The organism is Phycisphaerae bacterium (genome assembly GCA_012729815.1).
Taxonomy (GTDB): Bacteria; Planctomycetota; Phycisphaerae; order JAAYCJ01; family JAAYCJ01; genus JAAYCJ01.
The window spans coordinates 1-14,447 of record JAAYCJ010000314.1; the positions used below are offsets into that span (position 1 = coordinate 1).

A 14,447-nucleotide genomic window follows, 5' to 3' on the forward strand; every position below is an offset into this window, starting at 1 on the left:
GACAGCAGCAGGACCGCCATCGTGCAGCCTAGCAGCATGAACTCCAGCCACACCCGATCCCATTCCACGTTCAGGCCGTACTTGCGATTGCCCAGCGGCAGGAGGTGCGCGTAGAGCACGTAACCTCCAACCGGCAGGACCACCGCCAGCAGACATATCCACCCCATCCGCCGCCACCCGACGAACAGCAACTTCGGTGTCTGATCGGTGCCGCGGGTTCGCCACCATCCGACGGCGGCGATCAGTCCCGAGGCCAACGTCAGTGCCATGATGCCCAGCAGCAGCGCCGCCAGGCCGGCCCGTTCCGCCACGGCATATTCCGCCCGCTTGAGCGGGGTTAGATCAGGCTGGTAGTTTGGCAGCGCGGGCATCAGGATGCTCCCGATGAGCCCACTCTGGTCGATGACGTCGCGGGAAGTAAAAACCCTGCGCAGTGCATCGAAGGCCTCCGCGTCGGCGAACAGCCTTTCCTGCGCCTCGGCGGCCTGCTGCGGCCGGCTGAGTTTCTTGGCGATGCACACGTCGTGTGCGACGGCCATGTTGTGAACGGCGCGGGCGACCAGCAGTTCGATGAGCGTCGACGGTTCGGCTCCGATCTTGGCGGCGACGATCTCGACGTCTTGAATCAGCCGTTGGGCCTGCTCGGGGTCGCCTTGACCGGCCAGGTCCACTGCGTAGCCGGCGACCGCCCTGCCGGTGCTGCGGTGGAAAGCCAACTCGGGCAGCAGGACGTTGACGAGCAGGGTCGTCTGAGCGAGGTACTCGGCCATGCTGGCCGGCTGGCCCAGGATCTCCAGTCGCAGCCGCGCCATGTCCATTGCGTGCAGCGTGCAGCGCGGTTTGGGAACTGCCCTGGCGTATTCCTCCAAAGCCCGCTCGAACACCTTCGGATCGGTGATCTGGACTTCCACGCAGTGATCGGCGTAAAGCTCTCCATCGCTTCGCGTGTAGGAGATTTCGGCTGGATCGACGCCTTCCGGCAGGGCCGCGGCGGTCACGTCTTTGACCTCCACGCGGTCCGGCACAACGACCTGAGAAGACAGACGGAACAGCAAGGCGGCCTTGATCAGGTTGTAGGCGGCGTTGTCCGGCTCGATCCGCTCGCCCTGATCAAGGCGGGCGAGAACCTCCTGCAGATCGTGCAGCGTGGAGTCCTCATGCCAGCCGGCGCTATAGGGCAGGTAGTGCGAGATGTAGTAGCCATAGTAGATCGGGTTGTCCGGCCAGCGGCGCCGGATCGATTCGGCCCGTTCCAGTTCCGTCGTCGCGGCTGGGTCGCCGTGCAGGATGAACCGCTCTTCTTCGCTCAAATTGGCGTCTTCAATGGATGAACGGATCGCGGTCAGGTTCCATGTGAAGTCGGAAGAGGTCATCCCATGAACGAAATCGAGCATCCGCCCACCCGTCACCAACGATCCGGCCAACAGAAACGTGACCACGACCGCAGCCGGGACCAGGGTCAGCCGGGCCGTCCACTTGGCGGCACGTCGCCAGGCGATGCGCTTGCGGTTGGCCTGCCAGAGCAGTTCCTCGAGTTCGGCTGGGTCGCCGAGGGCCTTGACCGCCGTGGCGGCGGCTTCGTCTTCGGCATAGCCGCCGCGGCGGTACTCGTCGGCGGCGTCCTCCAGGTGGGCTTGAAGCTCTCTGGCCACATCCATCCGCAGTTCCGGGTCGATCCGCAGCCGCGCGGTCAAACGCCCGACCAATTCCTCAAAGCTGGAATTCGCCATGACTTAGCCTCCTATCAGGCACGCGTTGACCGCGGCGGAAAACTCCTTCCACTCCGCCGTCCGGTGGGCCAGTTCGGCCAGGCCCTTGCCGGTAATGGAGTAGTATTTTCGCGGCCGACCCGCCCCCGGTCCGGAGGCCCCGTCCTGCCATTTGGAGGTGACCAGCCCGTCGGCTTCGAGGCGGTGCAGGGCCGGATACAGCGTGCCTTCACGCCACTCGAACCGCCCGTTGGTCCGGGCGTTGACCACCCGCACGATCTCATACCCGTACATCGGCCGGTCCTTGAGCATGGCCAGCACAATCGGCACCACCGTCCCCTTGATCAGATCCTGCCAGATGTTCATCCCAGAAACTCCTATCCCGTGAGATCAGCCTTCTCCACTATACATCGGACTCCGAGGTATCCAGAGGCCAGTATACCTAGGAATCCAAGGCATGTCAATTGCGTGTTGGTTTTTGAGTCTCAGCGTGCCAGAGGTCATGGGCAACCACCGCGAAATCGAAAAAACCTTGGCAGGAACCTTGACATTTCGGGCCGACTATGATTCCATTGGTGATCCGAACGGATGGGCAGGTAGCTCAGTCGGTAGAGCACGGCACTGAAAATGCCGGTGTCGGCGGTTCAATTCCGCCCCTGCCCATTTCTTTTTGCGCCTCGCCCACTTTTTTGACTACCTTTCCGAGATATCCTATACTACCAGTAATGCCTGAGTTGAGAGCACGAGCACGGATATCCTGCCTGATAGTCGCCCACTGACGCTTATACTGCATGGCTACCAGAGGGCGAGCCAAGCCATCGAAGGCCCCTGTCCGCGTGGGCTGGCCAAAGCAACAGCTACCATCGCGGCGGAAGGAGAGTTGAGTATGTTCGGTATCGCCAGAGCCCCGTTCGAGAGTCGCCGGTTGTCGCCGACGGGTCGATCCAGGCTGCTGCCCACCGGACACGATGGGAAAAGGACGATCGCGGGACGATCGTTCTACCACGGTCTGGCTTCGGTGGCCAGCGTGCTGATCCTGACGACACCGCTCTCGGCCCCGTCGGTGCACTCTCCAAGCCAAGGTGTGACCGCGCCAGCATCCTCGGCTGAGGCGACCGTCGAGCCATCGATGATCGCCCCGGCCGAGGATCCCGTCACCCTGCTGGAACGGGGCCTGGCGTGGCACGACGCGAACGTCCGCGATTACCAGGGCGTGTTTGCCTATCGCGAGCAGAAGGACGGGCAACTGGGCGAGCCGGTAGCGTGCCGGTTCCGGTTCCGTCTCGAACCGTTCAGTCTTTACATGGAGTGGATATACGGCGCAGGCCGAGTGGACAAGCTGTTGTACGTCGAAGGACAGAATGACGGCAAGATGATCGTTCATCCCACCGGCCTCATCGGTCTGGTCGTCCCATCGGCCGCGGTGCACCCAGACGGGAAAGAGGCGAGAAAAAGCTCCTCGCACTCGATCACCGAATTTGGCCTGCGGACGGTCCTGGCCAAGGTACTACGCAGCTTTCGCGAGGCCGCCGAGGAGGACAGTTCCACATACAGGCGCCTCGGCCTGCGCCGTCTTGACAACCGGGAAGTCCTGACGCTGACCAAGACCGACGGTTCGGGCACGCTGACGGTCGACCTGGACCCGCAGACGCTGCTGCCGGTCCGCACGGTCAAGCATGACGCCGACGGGCAGCTCTTCTCGATCTACGAGTTCAAGGAACTGCGGTTCAACCAGGGCGTCGACGAGAGCGCCTTCGCCCGCGAATCATGCGGGCTTTGACAGCATATACGAGCGGCAGAGCCATTGCCTCAGGGCAATCGGGCCGCACAGCCCCCGGTCGCCCTGCGATTCAAACCGAATCAGTCTCACTGATCCGCTCCTTTCTCAAATCGGGTCTTCCCTGCGGGTTCAAGCAACCGCACCCCTCTGGGCCGATAGTATAATAGAGGGAAGGAGTTGTGACGGTGAAACTGCCCCTTATCGGTAAGAGTGGCGAACTCGTGCGAATACTGGTCCTGATCGGACTGCTGGTGGTCATCTCGCCGGTGGTCCTGACGCTTTTCTACACCACCAGGACCATTTACCAGTTGCTGGGCGAGAACCGCGAGCTCAAGCAGGCGATCACCAACCTGACCGAGGAGAGCCAGATCGGCTACGCCAAGGTCCTCTCGCAGGAGACGACCGATGGGCGGCTGTGGACGCGGCTGCTGTTTGTCGAGACCGACCGGACGGACCCGACTCAGCGGATACTGGAGAAGGAATACCGGATCGAGGGCGACGTGGTCCACTTCGACGCCCTGATCGTCAAGTTCGACGACCGGATCGTCATGGACGGCAAGGAACGGGCGATCTACCTGTGGCGGCGGATCTACGGCGAGCACACCAAGCCCGAAGACGGCCTGCCCATCGAGACCGAAGGGGCCGAGCCGCAGCGGTACGCCGACATCGGCGCGAAGCTCTCGCTGCGCGACCGGAAGCTGTTCTGGTCCGAGATCTGGGATCTCTCGAACGACCTGGACCGCCTCAAGGAAGCCGGCGTGCATGCGATCTACGGCAACGTCAACTACCGCAAGCTGCGGCCCGGGCTGATCTACGTGTTCAAGATCAACCCGACCGGCGGGCTTTACTCCGAGATCGTGCCCGACCTATAATGCCCCCTTTCGTTCCGGCGGCAACGCAAACCCTTAAGAGCGGGCACGAGCGATGGCGATGTTGTTGTTTCTGCTTCAGGCGGCGGCGGTCTCGCTGTCCGGCGTCCTGGCGCCCGGTCCGGTGACCGCAGCCACGATCGCGGCTGGGACACGCTCGCGGCACGCGGGGATTCTGGTCGCGCTGGGCCACGGCGTCGTCGAGTTCCCGCTAATGCTGCTGATCCTGCTGGGCGTCGGCGCGGTCTTCAAGCACGAGGGCGTCAAGATCGCCATCGGCCTGGTGGGCGGAGGCTTCCTGATCCACCTGGGCATCCAGATGATCCGAGACCTCCGGAAGATCGGCGACGCGTCGTATCAGCCGGCGGCCCGCGGAGCGGTCTGGACGGGAATCCTCCTTTCCGGAGGCAATCCGTATTTTCTGTTGTGGTGGGCCACGGTCGGCTTGGCCCTGGCGACCAAGGCGTCGGAGTTCGGCGTGCTTGCGTTCGCCTTGTTCGCTCTGGTCCACTGGCTCTGCGACCTGGTGTGGCTGGAAGTCCTTTCGTGGACGAGCTTTCGCGGCTCCAAGCTGTTCAGCGGCCGAGTCCAGCGGATTGTTTTGATCCTCTGCGCCGGCACCATGTTGTTCTTTGGCGGATTCTTCATCCATGACGCCGTCTCCAAACTCCTGTCGTTCCGATAGTTCGCCAACAACCTTGACACAGGCCGAAGCCGTGGTAACATGAGGCACGGTCAGGGAAGAGCCTGATGCTGGCTTGAGGCTCTGGCCGGCAACGGGCGGAAAAGGCAGCAACATCCGGGTGTGGACTTTGTACACATCCATTCTGGCAAGGGGCGAAATATGGGAATCACCGGGATCAGGAAGGCAGGCAACAGGACGGCGGTTCAGCGGTTGTGCCGGAACCATCCGAAAATGCCGGCCGAGTGGATCTGCGTCGCGTGCAGGAGCATGTTCTGCAACGGCTGCGTCGAGCTTCGATCCTATTCGGGCGCGAGCCTGGAGATGTGTCCCGTGTGCGGTCGGCGCTGCCTATCATTGGCCGACGTGCCGAAGATCAAAGCGAGGAAACCGGCGGTCCTCCCGGCCAGACCGTTCGCCCAGGAGTTGGCGGCGGCGTTGGCGTACCCGCTTCGCCTTCGGAATCTGCCGTTTCTATTCGGCTATCCGCTGATCTGGCTGATCGTCAGCGTGTTCGTCGCCGGATCGGTCTATGACCTGTCGATCGCCGCGATCGGAGCTCTGGCCGCCGTGGTGTTCGGCGGTTATATCTGCCTGCTCCTGCTGAACATTCTCTACGACTCGGCCCACGGCCGCGACAACCCGGTCGATCTGCCGGACCTGACGGAGATCGGGTCGGTGCTCAGTTCGCTGGTATGGTTCGCGTGGGCGACGGCGGTCTGCCTGGCCCCAGCCGCCGCCTACTACCTGGCCGTGGCCGGCGTGCAGGGCTACGACGACCCGCTGATCTACCTTTTGGCCGGAGCGGGTTTCCTGTACCTGCCGATGGCCCTGCTGGCGGTGGTGGTCCGCGAGTCGCCGATGGCGCTGCAGCCGGGTCGGGTTTTTGCGGCCATCGCCAAGGCGCCGGGCGAATACGCCGTGACGGCTGCGATGATGCTGGCGGCGATGGTGCTGCTGGCCCTGGCGATCTGGGCGACAGTCACGTCGGTGGTCTACGCGCTTCCGCTGCTGCTGGTGCACTTCCACCTGGTGATGACAACGATGCGGCTGACCGGCCGGCTCTACGTGGCCAAACGCGACCAGTTCGCCTGGTTTAATGAGGAGTAGGGCTCCACTCCATTGGTGCTCCATCGCCCGCGAATAGACCTTTTGTCCAGCCCTCCAACTGGTTAGAATGCCATCATTTCCGGAGCGGCGGCCCAGCCGGACGGATCGGTTCGGGCCGGGGTGCACCTTGAGTTTGGGAGTCCATCATGGCCGAACCGATCGTCATTGTCTGGGACTGCGGATCGACGAACATTCGGGCGGTGGCCATCGACGCCGCGGGCAAGATTCTCGCTGAGGCCCGGGCCGACAACGGCACCGTCACTCAACCCGACAGCCCGTCCGACTGGCGGATATGGGACGTCGAGAGAATCCACAGCGATCTGTGCCGCCTGACCGCCGAGGTCGCCGCCAGGATCGACCGAAGCCGCATCAAGGCCCTGACCATCACCACGTGGGGCGCCGACGGCACGGTCGTGGCGGAGGACGGGACTCTGGCCTATCCGCTGATCAGTTGGCAATGCCCGCGCACCAACGGCCCGGCGGAGGAAATCCGCAACAGAATCAGTCCGGACGAAATCTTCGCCCGCACCGGCTATCAGATCATCCCGTTCAACACGATCTTCAAGGCCATGTGGATCCGCCGCAACGCTCCGCAGGCGTGGCAAAAGGGCCACAAGTTCCTGATGGTTTCCGGCATCCTCAGCCAGCGATTGACCGGCGAGTTCAGCATCGATCCGACCATGGCCGGCACCTCGATGGCCTTCGACGCCCAGACCCGCGCGTGGGACCGCAAGATGCTCGAAATCGCGGGCGTCGACGAGGCGATCTTTCCGCGGATGGTCGAACCCGGCCAGGTGATCGGGCAGCTTCGGCCCGACCAGGCCCAAAAGTGCAACCTGCCCGCGGGCCTGCCGGTGACCGCAGCCGGCCACGACACCCAGTTCGCCCTCTACGGTTCCGGCGCCGAGTTGGACCAGGCGGTGCTCTCGTCGGGCACGTGGGAAATCCTGATGATCCGCACTCAGGCGTTCCGCCCGACCGCTGAGGCGTTCAACGCGGGCATTCTCATCGAGCAGGACGCGTCCAAGGGGCTGGTCAATCCGCAGTTTCTGATGATGGCCTCCGGCGCGCTGGAGTGGTTGATCCGCCACCTCTGGCCGGCTGAAGGAGAAAAGGTCAGCTACGATCGGATCGTCGGCGAGGCCGGCAAGATCGCCGCCGGCGCCGAAGGCCTGGTGTTCCTGCCGAGCTTCGTGCCGTCGACCGGGCCGGCGTCGCACTACGGCACGCCCGGTTCGCTGATCGGTTTGCAGCTTGCCGCCACCCGCGGCCACATCTACCGGGCTGCGCTGGAAGGGTTGGCCATGCAGCTTCGGCACGCGTTGGACCTGTTCGCCCAGACGGTGGGCTTCGAGGCCCGCGGAATCGCCCTGGTCGGCGGCGGGTCGAAGAACGCGTTGTGGAACCAGATTCGGGCCGACGTGACCGGGCTGCCGGTGGTCGTGACCGAGCACAAGGAGGCGACCGTCTTGGGCGCAGCGATGTTCGCCCTCGTCGGAACCGGCCATTTCGGTTCGATCGAACAGGCCCGCGAAACGATCGCGGTCGGCAAGTCGGTGATCGAGCCGGGCCGCGACCGCGAGGCCTACCAGGGCCTCTATAACCGGTATCGAAAACTGAACGAAGCCGTCGGACCGGCGTATAAGGCATAGAGCCCGACTACGGAAGGCTGCATCATGAACCCGACCGTCATCCTGGCCAACGTTCTGGGCGTCGCCGGCCTGCTGGTGGCCCTGCGGTTTCTGGTCTGGCCGGGCAGAATCCCAGCCGGCTTGGAGTCCATGCCCGAGGTGGTCCGGCGGTTTCGCCGGCTTCTGCTTCGACGGCGGATCAACGCCGCCCTCATGGCCGCCACCGCCCTGCTGTTCCTGGTCGGCATGAATTTCTTCGACCGGCTGAGCCATCGGGCCAACGCGGCGATCTGGATGGCGATCCTGAGCCTGCTCGCGATCGTGTTCATCCTCGCCCTGCTCGATCTGAGCACGCTGCGGCGGATCCGGTTGATCCTCCAGAGCCAGCTTGACGACCGGATCAAGTCGCTCTTTCAACAACGCCGGGAAGGCGAGGACCAGGACCATGCGGATCCCTAAGTCCCGCAACGGACGAATCACGCTGACCGTGCTGGTGCTGTTCGTTCTGACGGTTGCCGGCGTGCTGGCGGCCCTGACGATCGGCGAATACACCGGCGAAGGCGTCATCAGGGTCGCCATCAACGGCCGGACCTTCACCGCCGAAATCGCCGATGCGCCGGAGACGCTGAAGCTCGGGTTGATGTTCCGCAACTCGCTGCCGGAGCGCCACGGCATGCTCTTTGTCTTTCCCGACGCCGCCCCTCGGGCGTTCTGGATGAAGAACACCCTGATCCCGCTGGATATCATCTTCATCGGCGCCGACCGCAGGATCCTGAACGTCGAGACGCTCCAGGCGCAAAGCGAAAAGCGGGCCTACTCGGCCGGTCCGGCCCGTTATACCCTCGAACTGGCCGCCCGGTCGGCCCAGCGTTACGGCCTGGAACCCGGCATGCCGGTCGAATTCGACCTGCCCGAACGGCTGCATTCATCCAAGGAGCAACCGTGACCGACCATCCGACACCCGCCGTCATTCCCCGCCAGGTCCCCGAAGGCACCGTTCCGCTGATCGCGGTTGAAGGCGACGCCCGCGACTGTGGCCGGCAATACGCCGAAATCGTCATGCGCGACTACCCCGGTTACCGCCGCTACTTCGATATCAACTGGCAATTCCGCCGGTCGCTGCCGCAGGTTCGCAAGCTCTTCGAGCGTCGGGCGCCGTACATGATCGACGTACTGCTGGGCCTGACCGACGCCGCCGGTCCGCCCCTTTCCAACGCAACAGAGCCCAAGCCGCAAACCGGCTGCACGTCGTTCGGCGTCTCCGGCCGATGCACCCTCGACGGCCAGCCGATCAGCGGTCAGACCAAGGATACCGTGCTCGAAAGCGCGATGCTCTACGTCGTGCTGCGAATGCGGATCAACTCCGGGCCGACCATTCTGACGCTCGCGTATCCCGGCGAGATCGTCGGCTACGGGTTCTGGTCGACCGGCATGAGCCTGTTCCGCAACAGCCTGCACTCCAAGGCGGACAGCCCGAGCGGCCTGACCCTCGAACAGTGGGCGCCGCTGGCGCTGGCCGGATCCTCGGTCGATGAGGCGGTCGAACTGGCCCGCGAACACGGATTGGCCGGCGCCGGCAATTGCCTGATCGCCGATCCAGACGGACAGAGCCTCTCGATCGAGTTCAACGCGGGCGGGATCGGCATCGTCCCAGCCAGAGACGGCATCGCCACCCACGCCAACCATCCGGAGGCCGAGCCGACCGCGCCGTACGAACACTACGCCGACCCGGTCGAACGCGGGAACTCCCGCTATCGAATGCACGGCCTGTGGGAACTGCTGAACGCGGAACGCGGCCGGCTGACGCCGCAGCGGGCGATGATGGCCCTGGCCGACCACCGCCACTATCCGCGCGGCATCTGCCGGCACCTGGTCGGCGATCGCACCGACCGCTGCACCACCGCCGCCGTGGTCGCCGAACCGACCCGCGGGCGGCTGCACGTCGTGCGCAGCCAGCCGTGCTGCAATTGGCCCGTCACGTACACCCTCTGACAGGAGCCGATCGGATGAACGCCACGCTCATGATCGCCCTGCTGCTGAGCTCTCCCGCAATCCACAGCCGCCAGACGGCCGGCTCCGCCGCCGATACGATCGACTACCTCGGCTGGAAGAACTGCCACCGCCTGGCCAACGACCGGGCGGAGTTGATCGTCGTCCCGCAGATCGGCCGGGCCGCCGTCTTTCGCCTCAAGGACGGGCCAAATGCCTTCTGGTTCGACGAGAAGAGCGGCGGCCGGACCCGCACCGTCACCGATCCTTACATCAACTTCGGCGGCCTCTACACCTGGCTGGCGCCCGAGAAGCACTGGTCGTCCACGCCTCAGCAAGCAGCGGGCAACGGTTTCTTCCCGCCGCTCGATTGTCTGCCGCACCAGGTCAAACAGGCCGGTCCGCGAAGCGTCACCATCGCCTGCCGCGACGAGGGCAAATACAATCTGACGATCGAGAAGACCTATCGCCTGGACGAAAAGCAGCCGTGCTTCCACTACACGGTGACTCTCGCCAACCACAACGCCGTTCCCGTTCGCTGGTCGGTATGGAATCTGGCCGGTGCGAGGGCGGAGGGCAAGGTCGTCTTCGAAGCTCCCGGCGGCGTCGGCAGTTTCAAGTACATCATGAACGCGGAAGGCTCGCCCGAGCACTACCAGACCCACACGCGGTTCGCCGGCCCGCTGGCCGTGGTCGATTTCGCCGCCCGCGGCCGCCGCAACAACGCCTACGTGCCTCCGGCCGGGCGGTTCTGCGCCCACGCGATGCCCGATGCCTGGCTGGTCCGCACCTTCCCCACCCCCAAACCAACCGAGCTGTTCACCGACAACCATTCCCAGATCGAACTCTGGGTCGACGGCGATTTCCGCGAGATCGAGATCGTCTCGCCCGAATCGAAGATCGAGCCCGGCGAGTCGTTGTCGTGGACCGAGACGTTCACGCTCGTACCGATTGCCGATCTCGCATGTCCCGACGATCCGGATCAGCTTCCCGCCGCCGTCGCGAGACTCCTGGACCGTTGCCCGTCGCCGCCGAACGCCGCGCCGTAATCAGCCGAATCGAGGTGGCATCGTCGGGCGCCTCCTGCTAGACTGACGCGAAAGCAAACCGTTTGACCGTTTGAGGAGCCGTTCATGGCCAAACGCATCGCACTGCCCGTTCTGATCTGCGGCCTGCTGATCGGATGCGCCCAGCCGCAACGCCACAGCCTCGAAACCGTCAGCCGCTACGATCGCGGCCGGGCTCGCGGCGTCGTCCGCACCGATTACCTCGGCTGGGACAACTGCTACAAGATCACCAACGGTCAGGCCGAGGTCGTCATCGTGCCGGCCATCGGACGGGCCGCCTCGTTCCGGTTCCACCAGGGCGAGAACGTCTTCCTGTTCTACGAGAAGCACGGCGGCCGGCTCCGGGACGAACTGAGCCAGTACACGAACTTCGGCGGCCTCTACACCTGGCTGGCCCCTCAGGTCCACTGGTCCAAGACCGAAGACCAACAGCGCTGCCGGGTCGGCATGGCCACGCCGTTTGACGGGCTGGACTCCGAGGTCGTGGCGATCGACCACTACAGCGTCACCATCGCCCGCCGCGACAGCGGCACCTACGGCCTGACGATGGAGAAGACCTACACGCTCGATCCCGTCAAGCCGCAGCTTACCTACCGCGTCCGCGTGTTCAACGACAATCCGGTGCCCGTGCGGTGGTCGGTGTGGAACCTGATCGCCCCGCGTCCGGAGGGCAAGGTCGTCGTGGAGGCGCCCAACGGATGGGACGATTTCCACTTCCTGTTCAGAACCGAGGACTCAGCCCAGAAGTTCCGGCCGTACGTCGGCTTCGTCGACGGCCTGGCCGTCATGAACTTCGACGCCATGGACCTCAAGGAGCGAAAGGCCTTCATCCACCCCGCCGGCCGCTACGTCGCCCACGCCATGAGAGACGTCTGGCTGCTCCGCACGTTCCTCCCGCCGGCGCCGGGCATGCTGTTCACCGACAACGACTCGCAGATCGAGATCTGGGCCGACACGCCGTTCTTCGAGATCGAAACCCTCTCACCGGAAGTCCTGATCTACCCCGGTAGCGAATACGAGTGGCAGGAGGTCCTCACCCTCCATCCGACCGGCCGGACCCCGTTCCCGAGCAGTCCGTGGAAACTCCGGAAAGTCATCGAGGAGATACTGCCGAAGGAACCGTTCATCCCGGAACCGCCGGCGGCCACCCAACCGGCCAAGCCCAAACGAAAGTCCAAAGGCGACGTGGCCGGGACCATCTGACAGCCGGCGGCCGCCTAGAGCATCCGCAGCCAGCGGCCCACCGTCTTGACCGGGGCCAGAGCCGTCGCGATCGCCTGCGAGAGCCGGCCCGCCGTCATCCGCCGGCGCAGTTCGAGGAACTTCTCGTTGTCCGGGTCGCACTGCAGGCCTCGCCGCACCACGCGCTTGGCCTCGTCCCAGTTACCGGCCGCCATCTCGGCGACGGCCAGCTTGTGCATGGCCGGCAGGTACGTCCCATCCGCCTCCAGCGCCTTGTGACAATAAACGATGCCCTCGGCGTGGTCGTCCTGCATGAACCGGCAGACCGCCAGGTTGTGCAGAATCTCCGGCTGGTACGGCATCATGACCGCCAGCCGTTCGAGGTAGGTCTGGGCCGACCGCGCGTCTTCCAGGTGGACGCAAACCTCAGCCAGTTCCATCAGCACGTCCGGCTGCTCGTCGTCCAGGTCGATCAGGATCTCGAGCTGCTCGCGGGCCATGTCCCAGCGTTCCACCGCGGCGTAGGCTCGGGCCAGTTCGCGGCGGGCCTGTTCGCACTCGGGCTTCTGCTCGACCACCATCCGGTAATGCTCGATGGCCGTCTGGTACTCGCCCTGTTGAAGAGCCAGCGAGCCCACGCGGGCCAAAGCCGCGGCGTTGGCCGGGTCCAGTTCCAGAATGCGGTGCAGCTTCTCGATCGCCGCCTGCGTCTCGCCCATCTCCAGTTGCAGGTGGCTGAGCTGCAGCAACGCGTCCGTATTCTTCGGTTCCTGGCGAAGCTCTTCGAGGAGCAATTCCTTGGCCTTGGCCAGGTCGCCCATCCGCCAGTGGCACTCGGCTTCGCGCTGGCGGATCTGCGGATACTGCGAGTTGAGCTCCGCGGCCCGGCCGAAGCAGTACAGCGCCTTCTGGTAGTTGGACCGGGCCAAGTGCGAGACGCCCAGGTTGTAGTAACAGATCGGGCACTCGTCTGAGATCTGCCGGGCCGTGTAGAACATCTCCTCGGCTTTTTCGTGTTCGCCGCGGGCGGCGTAGATGAAGATCCGGTGGCAATACGCCCCTTCGTGCGACGGATCGATCTGCTCAAGCTGCTCGAAACACCGCAGCGCCTCCGCGTGCCGACCCAGACGGGCATGGTCGATCCCCAGATTCGTCAGCGCCTCGATGTTCGACGGCTCCATGTCCACCGCCTGCTGGTAGGCCGCCAGGGCCTGCTCGTAGCGGCGAAGCTCGTCCAGCAGCTTGCCCCGCGAAATCTGCCAGTTCGCGTTGTACGGGTTGATCCGGACCGCCGCCTCCATCTCCCGCAGGGCTTCTTCCCAGCGGTGGGCCTCGAGCAGTTCATTGGCCCGTTCGGCACGGCTCTCCGCTTCGAACCAGTCGTTTCCGATTTCGTGCAACATGACCGACGACCTCTCTTCGTTTCCCCGGTAACCGCAGTCCTTCCCGAACTACTCATCGGGGAAAAAGGGGGACCACTGAAGTAAACGAAGTTGCCAGCACGAACGGCCCCGTTCTTATCGGAATCGCCGCCGTTTAAAGCGGTCGAATCGGCCTTCGCAGGCGATGAACGGGGCTTGACTCCCCCCGGTGGGCCTGATAGGGTTGGTCGCCGTTTGGATGGCTTGGCCGTGCCCGGTGAAGGCCGGCGTCTCCGGGTCCGATAACCCGGACACGACGGATCGAGAGGAACCGGAACCCTTTGAACGCGGAGCCAACATGTTGATTTCACGCTCAGACAAACCGATCCTGACCCTGAACCAACCCTGGGAACGCGGCGGAACCGCCTGTGCGGTCGGCGCCTTTCTCGAAGACGACCAGCGGTCGATCCGGCTGTATTATCTGGTCTACTTCGAAAATGACATGCGCCGGAACGTCCTGTGCATGGCCCGCACCGCCGATCTGCGCACCTGGGAAAAACCCGACTGCGGCGATGGAACCAACGTCGTCATGCGAAGCTGCGGCAACACCATGGGTTGGGGGATTTTCATGCCCTCTCGGATCCTCCAGGGCTGTGACGACCCGGACGTCAACCGCCAGTGGAAGATGCTCTACTGGGAGCGGCCCGACACCAAACGCCCTCCCGGCTACTGCCTGGCCACCAGCCCGGACGGCCTGCGATGGACCCCCCTGTTCGATCAGCCGGTCATCACAGGGGCCAACGACGCCGGTTCGATGATCGACGCCCGCGACGACGTGCCCAGCCCCGTCGAGAACGTGACCATGCTGATCTACCAGCAGACCTGGAAGTACAACCCGCAGTTGCCGCGGGACCGCGACAACCTGTCGGCCATGCATCGAATGATCTCGATCTGGCGGGCGTCGAGCATCCACGGTTCATGGACCGGTCCGATCGCCATTCTCGAACCCGACCGCCTCGACCCGCCCGACGTGCAGTTCTACTGGCTCACCCCCTTCCGCGCCGGCC

General features: G+C 64.4%; 14 protein-coding genes and 1 tRNA gene. 12 read left to right on the forward strand and 3 right to left on the reverse strand.

Annotated features, from left to right (window positions below):
* Both GXY33_20520 and GXY33_20525 read right to left on the reverse strand, forming a co-directional pair.
* Positions 1–1,730, reverse strand: a 1,730-nt coding sequence (locus tag GXY33_20520; protein ID NLX07533.1) for a hypothetical protein, incomplete at its 3' end; no start/stop codon positions are given.
* A 3-nt stretch (positions 1,731–1,733) separates the two neighbouring features.
* A complete protein-coding gene (locus GXY33_20525; protein ID NLX07534.1) occupies positions 1,734–2,075 on the reverse strand; it encodes a PadR family transcriptional regulator in 342 nt (113 codons plus the stop codon).
* Between the two features lie 224 nt (positions 2,076–2,299).
* On the opposite strand from GXY33_20525, the gene GXY33_20530 reads away from it, so the two are divergent.
* The 11 genes from GXY33_20530 (at position 2,300) to GXY33_20580 (ending at position 12,040) form a co-directional block, all read left to right on the forward strand.
* Positions 2,300–2,372 (forward strand) — tRNA-Phe (locus GXY33_20530).
* Positions 2,373–2,595: 223 nt separating this feature from the next.
* A complete protein-coding gene (locus GXY33_20535; protein ID NLX07535.1) occupies positions 2,596–3,489 on the forward strand; it encodes a DUF1571 domain-containing protein in 894 nt (297 codons plus the stop codon).
* A 185-nt stretch (positions 3,490–3,674) separates the two neighbouring features.
* Positions 3,675–4,361, forward strand: coding sequence for a hypothetical protein (locus tag GXY33_20540; GenBank protein NLX07536.1), 687 nt, complete (start codon positions 3,675–3,677; stop codon positions 4,359–4,361).
* A 58-nt stretch (positions 4,362–4,419) separates the two neighbouring features.
* Positions 4,420–5,043 (forward strand): LysE family transporter, encoded by a 624-nt coding sequence (locus tag GXY33_20545; protein NLX07537.1) that lies wholly within the window; start codon positions 4,420–4,422, stop codon positions 5,041–5,043.
* 159 nt (positions 5,044–5,202) lie between these two features.
* Positions 5,203–6,150 (forward strand): hypothetical protein, encoded by a 948-nt coding sequence (locus GXY33_20550; protein NLX07538.1) that lies wholly within the window; start codon positions 5,203–5,205, stop codon positions 6,148–6,150.
* 146 nt (positions 6,151–6,296) lie between these two features.
* Positions 6,297–7,802 carry an L-fuculokinase gene (fucK, locus tag GXY33_20555; protein ID NLX07539.1) on the forward strand — a complete coding sequence of 502 codons (1,506 nt, stop codon included), beginning with the start codon at positions 6,297–6,299 and terminating at the stop codon, positions 7,800–7,802.
* A 24-nt stretch (positions 7,803–7,826) separates the two neighbouring features.
* The gene (locus GXY33_20560; protein NLX07540.1) at positions 7,827–8,240 is read left to right on the forward strand and encodes a hypothetical protein; all 414 of its coding nucleotides are present in this window, start codon (positions 7,827–7,829) and stop codon (positions 8,238–8,240) included.
* Positions 8,227–8,727, forward strand: a complete 501-nt coding sequence (locus GXY33_20565; GenBank protein ID NLX07541.1) for a DUF192 domain-containing protein — start codon at positions 8,227–8,229, stop codon at positions 8,725–8,727. Before GXY33_20560 ends, GXY33_20565 begins: the two co-directional genes overlap by 14 nt.
* Complete coding sequence (locus tag GXY33_20570; GenBank protein ID NLX07542.1) at positions 8,724–9,773, forward strand: hypothetical protein; 1,050 nt, start codon at positions 8,724–8,726, stop codon at positions 9,771–9,773. Before GXY33_20565 ends, GXY33_20570 begins: the two co-directional genes overlap by 4 nt.
* Before the next feature lie 14 nt (positions 9,774–9,787).
* Positions 9,788–10,819 carry a DUF4380 domain-containing protein gene (locus GXY33_20575; protein NLX07543.1) on the forward strand — a complete coding sequence of 344 codons (1,032 nt, stop codon included), beginning with the start codon at positions 9,788–9,790 and terminating at the stop codon, positions 10,817–10,819.
* Between the two features lie 84 nt (positions 10,820–10,903).
* The gene (locus GXY33_20580) at positions 10,904–12,040 is read left to right on the forward strand and encodes a DUF4380 domain-containing protein (protein NLX07544.1); all 1,137 of its coding nucleotides are present in this window, start codon (positions 10,904–10,906) and stop codon (positions 12,038–12,040) included.
* A gap of 14 nt (positions 12,041–12,054) precedes the next feature.
* Here GXY33_20580 and GXY33_20585 read toward each other — a convergent pair whose 3' ends face one another.
* Positions 12,055–13,422, reverse strand: coding sequence for a tetratricopeptide repeat protein (locus GXY33_20585; GenBank protein ID NLX07545.1), 1,368 nt, complete (start codon positions 13,420–13,422; stop codon positions 12,055–12,057).
* A 316-nt stretch (positions 13,423–13,738) separates the two neighbouring features.
* Here GXY33_20585 and GXY33_20590 point away from each other — a divergent pair.
* Positions 13,739–14,447 (forward strand): hypothetical protein (locus GXY33_20590; protein NLX07546.1); only part of this gene is annotated, 709 nt, incomplete at its 3' end.

Excerpts from the sequence above, each read along its gene's own strand:
- GXY33_20560 (NLX07540.1), top strand. The coding sequence starts at position 7,827 with ATGAACCCGACCGTCATCCTGGCCAACGTTCTGGGCGTCGCCGGCCTG.
- GXY33_20580 (NLX07544.1), top strand. The coding sequence starts at position 10,904 with ATGGCCAAACGCATCGCACTGCCCGTTCTGATCTGCGGCCTGCTGATC.
- GXY33_20550 (NLX07538.1), top strand. The coding sequence starts at position 5,203 with ATGGGAATCACCGGGATCAGGAAGGCAGGCAACAGGACGGCGGTTCAG.
- GXY33_20525 (NLX07534.1), bottom strand. The coding sequence starts at position 2,075 with ATGAACATCTGGCAGGATCTGATCAAGGGGACGGTGGTGCCGATTGTG.
- GXY33_20585 (NLX07545.1), bottom strand. The coding sequence starts at position 13,422 with ATGTTGCACGAAATCGGAAACGACTGGTTCGAAGCGGAGAGCCGTGCC.
- GXY33_20535 (NLX07535.1), top strand. The coding sequence starts at position 2,596 with ATGTTCGGTATCGCCAGAGCCCCGTTCGAGAGTCGCCGGTTGTCGCCG.
- GXY33_20565 (NLX07541.1), top strand. The coding sequence starts at position 8,227 with ATGCGGATCCCTAAGTCCCGCAACGGACGAATCACGCTGACCGTGCTG.
- GXY33_20575 (NLX07543.1), top strand. The coding sequence starts at position 9,788 with ATGAACGCCACGCTCATGATCGCCCTGCTGCTGAGCTCTCCCGCAATC.
- fucK (NLX07539.1), top strand. The coding sequence starts at position 6,297 with ATGGCCGAACCGATCGTCATTGTCTGGGACTGCGGATCGACGAACATT.
- GXY33_20545 (NLX07537.1), top strand. The coding sequence starts at position 4,420 with ATGTTGTTGTTTCTGCTTCAGGCGGCGGCGGTCTCGCTGTCCGGCGTC.